This window comes from Streptomyces sp. URMC 123 (assembly GCF_051386515.1).
Taxonomy (GTDB): domain Bacteria; phylum Actinomycetota; class Actinomycetes; order Streptomycetales; family Streptomycetaceae; genus Streptomyces.
Map to the genome: position 1 here is coordinate 23166 of NZ_JBPQTV010000043.1, position 6000 is coordinate 29165.

The window sequence follows — 6000 nt, forward strand, 5'->3', positions numbered from 1 at the left end:
AACGACCTCGTCGAAGGAAGACCGTCCGATGACCATGCCCCTGCTGGAGATCGGCCCGCACGCCGTGCGGCCGCCGGTGGTGCTGGCCCCCATGGCCGGGATCACCAACGCGCCCTTCCGCACGCTCTGCCGGGAGTTCTCCGGCGGCAAGGGGCTGTTCGTCAGCGAGATGATCACGACGCGGGCGCTGGTCGAGCGGGACGCCAAGACCATGCGGCTGATCCACTTCGACGACTCGGAGCGGCCGCGGTCGATCCAGCTCTACGGGGTGGACCCGGAGACCGTGGGCCGCGCGGTGCGCATGATCGCCGAGGAGGACCTCGCCGATCACATCGACCTCAACTTCGGCTGCCCCGTCCCCAAGGTCACCCGCAAGGGGGGCGGCTCGGCGCTGCCGTTCAAGCGGAACCTGCTGCGGTCGATCCTGCGCGAGGCGGTCGGCAACGCGGGCGCGCTGCCGGTGACGATGAAGATGCGCAAGGGGATCGACGACGACCACCTCACGTATCTCGACGCGGGGCGGATAGCCGTGGAGGAGGGCGTCACGGCGATCGCCCTGCACGGGCGCACGGCGGCGCAGCACTACGGCGGCACGGCGGACTGGGAGGCGATCGCCCGGCTGAAGGAGGCCGTGCCGGAGATCCCGGTGCTGGGCAACGGCGACATCTGGTCGGCGGACGACGCGCTGCGGATGGTGCGCGAGACGGGCTGCGACGGGGTGGTCGTGGGGCGCGGCTGCCTGGGGCGGCCGTGGCTGTTCGCGGACCTGGTGGCGGCGTTCGAGGGGAACGGGTCGTTCACGCCGGCGGCGCCGACGCTGAAGGAGGTGGCGCAGGTCATGCTGCGCCACGCGGAGCTGCTGGGGGAGTGGCTGGAGGACGAGGCGCGCGGCGTCATCGACTTCCGCAAGCACGTCGCCTGGTACACGAAGGGCTTCTCGATCGGCTCGGACATGCGCAAGAGGCTGGCGGTGGCCTCGTCGCTGGCGGAGCTGGACGCGCTGCTGGGCGAGCTGGACCTGGACCAGCCGTGGCCGGCGGGCGCGGACGGCCCACGGGGCCGCACGTCGGGCCGCAACCGGGTGGTGCTCCCGGACGGCTGGCTGAACGACCCGTACGACTGCGCGTCGGTGGGCGCGGAGGCGGAACTGGACACGTCGGGGGGCTGACGAAGGGCGCGGCGCGGGCGCCGCGCCCGCGCCGCGCTTGCGATGCTCGCGGCTGATGGGCGCGGACCGGGCCGACCGGCCCGGTCGGCGCCCGCGAGGCGATCCTCTCCGTGGGCGATCCCCGACGTCCGGCGTACGCAGCGACCCGACCCGGGCGGATCAGCCCTTCGCCACGGCCGCGGCCTTCTCCTCGGCCCCGTCCGGCCCCGGCCGACCCCCGCCGGCCCCAGCCAGCCACCGCTCCAGCGCCGCGACGACCAGCAAGGGCGGTCTCCAGCGCCGTCCGAGCCGTCCTCGCGGCCCGCGCGAGCGGGCGGTCCGATCCTTCGACGCGGCGGACCGCCCTCCGGGCGGTGCCCCGCGCGGGCGGCCGCCCCGCGGCCACGTCACCCGTTCGGCCGTCCGCATCGTGAAAACGGCCGGTTCCGCGCGCGTGATTCTCGCCACCCCTGATAGGGGTTGCGCTCAGATGAGCGCTCAACTGTGGGGTGCACTTCTCATAAGGGTGGCACTCCGTGCCACCCGGCCGGAATTCACAACATCGACCCCGTCGTCACGCACCGTCGATCGATCGCTTCGTTCCCCTGACGCAACGCAATGATGTGTTCGACTCTTGAATACGTGCGGGTAAGTTCGGAAAATCCCTGATCACTTTCGATCTGCTGGCGGACGGGTGGTTGCAGCCCCATGTCCGTCAAGTGGACCTCCCTATGCGCCTTCGATCTGGGTACGCTCCCCGCCGTCAGGACAGCCCGTCCCGAGGAGTCGAGTCCCGTGCCGGAAACCAAAGATCGCCAGAAGTTCGTCTACGACTTCACTGAAGGCAACAAGGACCTCAAAGACCTCCTCGGAGGGAAGGGGGCCAACCTCGCCGAGATGACCAACCTCGGCCTGCCCGTGCCCCCCGGGTTCACCATCACCACCGAGGCCTGCAAGGTCTACCTGGAGAGCGGCGAGGCCCCCGCGGCACTCCGTGACGAGGTGTCCGCCCACCTCGACGCCCTCGAACAGCGCATGGGCAAGAAGCTCGGCCAGGCCGACGACCCGCTGCTCGTCTCCGTACGCTCCGGCGCCAAGTTCTCCATGCCCGGGATGATGGACACCGTCCTCAACATCGGCCTGTCCGACCGGTCCGTCACCGGCCTCGCCGCCCAGGCCGGCAACGAGCGCTTCGCCTGGGACTCGTACCGGCGCCTCATCCAGATGTTCGGCAAGACCGTCCTCGGCGTCGACGGCGACCTCTTCGAGGAGGCCATCGAGGAGGCCAAGCAGGCCAAGGGCGTCCGCGTCGACGTCGACCTCGACGCCGGCGACCTGCGCCGCCTCGTCGAGCGGTTCAAGGACATCGTCGCCAAGGAGACCGGCCGCGACTTCCCGCAGGACCCGCGCGAGCAGATGGACCTCGCCATCCGCGCGGTCTTCGACTCCTGGAACGGCGAGCGCGCCAAGCTCTACCGCCGGCAGGAACGTATCCCCGGTGACCTCGGCACCGCCGTCAACATCTGCTCCATGGTGTTCGGCAACCTCGGCCCCGACTCCGGCACCGGCGTCGCCTTCACCCGCGACCCCGCCAGCGGCCACCAGGGCGTCTACGGCGACTACCTGCAGAACGCCCAGGGCGAGGACGTCGTCGCCGGCATCCGCAACACCGTGCCGCTAGCCGAGCTCGAACAGCTCGACAAGGCGTCGTACGACCAGCTCATGCAGATCATGGAAACCCTCGAAACGCACTACAAGGACCTGTGCGACATCGAGTTCACCATCGAGCGCGGCAAGCTGTGGATGCTCCAGACCCGCGTCGGCAAGCGCACCGCCGGCGCCGCGTTCCGCATCGCCACCCAGCTCGTCGACCAGGGCCTCATCGACGAGGCCGAGGCCCTCCAGCGGGTCACCGGCGCGCAGCTCGCCCAGCTGATGTTCCCGCGCTTCGACGAGAGCGCCGCCGGCAAGGACGGCTCCCGCAAGATCGGCCGCGGCATCGCCGCCTCGCCCGGCGCCGCCGTCGGCAAGGCCGTCTTCGACTCCTACACCGCCGTCAAGTGGTCCCGCTCGGGCGAGAAGGTCATCCTGATCCGCCGCGAGACCAACCCCGACGACCTCAACGGCATGATCGCCGCCGAGGGCATCCTCACCTCGCGCGGCGGCAAGACCTCGCACGCCGCCGTCGTCGCCCGCGGCATGGGCAAGACCTGCGTCTGCGGCGCCGAGGAGCTGGAGGTCGACACCAAGCGCCGCTGCCTCACCACGGCCGACGGCACGGTGGTCGAGGAGGGCGACGTCATCTCCATCGACGGCTCCTCCGGCAAGGTCTACCTCGGCGAGGTGCCGGTCGTGCCCTCCCCGGTCGTCGAGTACTTCGAGGGCCGCGTCGACCCCGCCGCCGACGACGCCGACGAGCTCGTCAAGGCCGTCCACCGGATCATGTCGTACGCCGACGGCGAGCGCCGCCTGCGCGTCCGCGCCAACGCGGACAACGCCGAGGACGCCGCCCGCGCCCGCCGCTTCGGCGCCCAGGGCATCGGCCTGTGCCGCACCGAGCACATGTTCCTCGGCGAGCGCCGCGAACTCGTCGAGCGCCTCATCCTCGCCGACACCGACGAGGAGCGCGGCAGCGCGCTGGAGGCCCTGCTGCCCCTCCAGAAGGGCGACTTCGTCGAGCTGTTCGAGGCGATGGACGGGCTGCCGGTCACCGTGCGGCTCCTCGACCCGCCGCTCCACGAGTTCCTGCCCGACATCACCGAGCTCTCCGTCCGCGTGGCGCTCGCCGAGGCCCGCCGGGACGCCAACGAGAACGACCTGCGGCTCCTCCAGGCCGTGCACCGGCTGCACGAGCAGAACCCCATGCTCGGCCTGCGCGGCGTACGCCTCGGCCTCGTCATCCCCGGCCTGTTCACCATGCAGGTACGCGCCATCGCCGAGGCCGCCGCCGAGCGGATCGCGGCGGGCGGCGACCCCCGCGCCGAGATCATGATCCCGCTGGTCGGCACGGTCCAGGAGCTGGAGATCGTCCGCGAGGACGCGGAGCAGGTCATCGACGAGGTCCGCCGCGCCACCGGCACCGAGCTCGACCTCGCGCTCGGCACGATGATCGAGCTGCCGCGCGCCGCGCTCACCGCCGGCCAGATCGCGGAGGCCGCGGAGTTCTTCTCCTTCGGCACCAACGACCTCACCCAGACCGTGTGGGGCTTCTCCCGCGACGACGTCGAGGCCAGCTTCTTCACGGCCTACCTGGAGAAGGGCATCTTCGGGGTCTCCCCGTTCGAGACCATCGACCGGGACGGCGTCGGCTCCCTCGTCCGCAACGCCGTCCAGGCCGGCCGCGCCACGCGGCCCGACCTGAAGCTCGGCGTCTGCGGCGAGCACGGCGGCGACCCCGAGTCGGTCCACTTCTTCCACGAGGTGGGGCTCGACTACGTCTCCTGCTCCCCGTTCCGCATCCCCGTCGCCCGCCTGGAGGCGGGGCGCGCGGCGGCCGCGAGCGCGGGCAGCGACAGCCGGTGACCCTCGGCTGAACCGACCACCGGTACGCCGCGGCGGGTCCCTTCGAACCCTCAACCCCGGCGCGGCTCCGGCACCCTGAAGACGGGGGCGACACCTTGTGCGGAGGTGTCGCCCCCGTCGCCCTTTCGCGCGCGGTGCGCGCTCGGGCTCGCGGGCTTGGGGCATGCGGCCGCGGGTCAGCTCCGGAAGGGGCCGGTGACCTCGTACGTGATGCCGCCCGAGGAGGAGCCGCTCGTGCCGCGCTGGCTGGAGAAGTACAGCCGCCGGCCGTCGGGGGAGAACGCGGGCCCGGTGATCTCGGAGGCGGACTGGCCGCCGATGCGCAGGAACGGCGCGACGACGCCGTCCGGGGTGATCACGCAGATCTCCATGGTGCCGCCGTCCTCGGCGACGAAGAGGTCTCCGGACGCGGAGCCGGTGACGTTGTCGACCCCGGTGAGGGGCGCGGCGCCGCTCGGCACCAGGGAGTCGTCGTATGCCAGTTCGATCGTGGCGGCGGCCGCGTTGTACTGCCAGACGCGGTTGTCGCCCTTGGTCGTGAACCAGCAGGTGTCGTTCGCGTAGTAGCAGCCCTCGCCGCCGGAGAACCGCTTGGCGCCGGACACCTGGTTGCGGGTGCTGGTCGACGACGCGCTCGGGTCGGGCACGGTGGCCCAGGTGACCGGGCCCGAGGTGCCCGAGCCCATCTTCAGCACCTCCAGCCGGCCGGAGGAGAGGTCGCCCCAGGTCGTGGGCGTGAAGCGGTAGAAGCAGCCGTCCGACTCGTCCTCGGTGAGGTACACGACGCGCCGTACGGGGTCGGCCGCGGCGGCCTCGTGCTTGAAGCGGCCCATGGCGTCGCGGCGCACGGCGGGCTTCACGCCCCAGGGGTCGGTCTCGTAGACGTAGCCGCGGCTGACCTCCTCGCAGGACAGCCAGGTCTGCCAGGGGGTCGCGCCGCCGGCGCAGTTCTGGCGGGTGTTGGCGAGGATGCGGTGGGCGCCGAGGACGGCGCCGTCGGCGCCGAAGCGGATGGCGCTCGCGCCGCCGCCGGGGTTGATCTCGGAGTTGGACACGTAGATCCAGCCGGCGCCGTCGGGGTAACAGGCACCGCCGTCCGGGGCGTTGTGCCAGGTGTACGACGTGCCGGGCACGTGCTGGCCGGAGCGGGCCAGCACGCGGCTGGTGAAGCCGCCGGGCAGGCGTATGCCGTTGGGGTCGGCGGCGCCGAGCGGGCCGTACGGGCCGGGGCCGGGCTGTGCGGGGTCCGCGTGGGCGGCCCATGGCGTCGCGGCGCACGGCGGGCTTCACGCCCCAGGGGTCGGTCTCGTAGACGTAGCCGCGGCTGACCT

2 protein-coding genes and 1 pseudogene are annotated in these 6000 nt (G+C 72.0%); 2 read left to right on the plus strand and 1 reads right to left on the minus strand.

Translation table 11 applies throughout. The features are described from left to right. Positions 1-34: 34 nt before the first annotated feature. Together dusB and ppdK are read left to right on the plus strand one after the other, a co-directional pair. Positions 35-1168, plus strand: coding sequence for a tRNA dihydrouridine synthase DusB (dusB, locus tag ACSNOD_RS08590; RefSeq protein ID WP_436766186.1), 1134 nt, complete (start codon positions 35-37; stop codon positions 1166-1168). A gap of 774 nt (positions 1169-1942) precedes the next feature. Continuing rightward, positions 1943-4669 (plus strand): pyruvate, phosphate dikinase, encoded by a 2727-nt coding sequence (gene ppdK / locus ACSNOD_RS08595; protein ID WP_436766183.1) that lies wholly within the window; start codon positions 1943-1945, stop codon positions 4667-4669. 176 nt (positions 4670-4845) lie between these two features. On the opposite strand, the pseudogene ACSNOD_RS08600 reads toward ppdK, so the two are convergent. Further along, positions 4846-5931 (minus strand): annotated as a pseudogene (locus tag ACSNOD_RS08600) (alkaline phosphatase PhoX); the annotation flags it as partial. Between the last annotated feature and the right edge of the window lie 69 nt (positions 5932-6000).

What these genes read in the sequence shown, in the direction of transcription:
- dusB (WP_436766186.1), top strand. Translation starts at nt 35, where the DNA reads ATGCCCCTGCTGGAGATCGGCCCGCACGCCGTGCGGCCGCCGGTGGTG.